Source organism: Mesorhizobium sp. M2C.T.Ca.TU.002.02.1.1 (assembly GCF_003997225.1).
Genome location: NZ_RZTO01001506.1, coordinates 1 through 485, shown reverse-complemented (window position 1 = coordinate 485; position 485 = coordinate 1). Strand labels below are relative to the sequence as shown.

Below are 485 nucleotides of genomic sequence, written 5' to 3'. Positions count from 1 at the left end.
CTCATGAACAGATTGTCGAAGGCGGCGCGCCATTGCTCGATGGTGATCTCGTCGAAGGGCGCGGTGGGCGGGCCGCCGGTGTTGACCACCACGATGTCCGGCGCGCCGAGCGTCGCCTTGGCCCGCTCGACCAGCTCCGTCGCAGCGCCCGGCTTCGCGAGGTCGCAGACGAGCGCCGTCGCGCCGATCTCGCGGGCGGTCTGCTCCAGCGCCGCGGCGGTGCGGGCGCAGATCGCCACGCGCGCGCCCTCGTCCAGCAACTCCTTGGCCACGGCGCGGCCTAATCCTTTGGAAGCGCCCAGCACGAGCGCGTTCCTGCCCTTCAATCCAAGATCCATCCGTTCTCTCCGATGATGCGGCGGCTCAGGCGCCGCTGACCTCGACGCTGCCAAGACCGGCAATGTCGAACCGATAGGAAAAAGCCTTGTCGGGGAAGCGCGTGCGCACGATGCTGCCCGTCATGACGACGTCGCCCGCCTTCATGC

At 68.7% G+C, this 485-nt stretch carries 1 protein-coding gene; it reads right to left on the bottom strand.

The features are described from left to right. The coding region (locus tag EOD07_RS36995) for an SDR family NAD(P)-dependent oxidoreductase (protein WP_127238541.1) at positions 1 to 338 on the bottom strand (338 nt) is incomplete at its 3' end. Positions 339 to 485 lie beyond the last annotated feature (147 nt).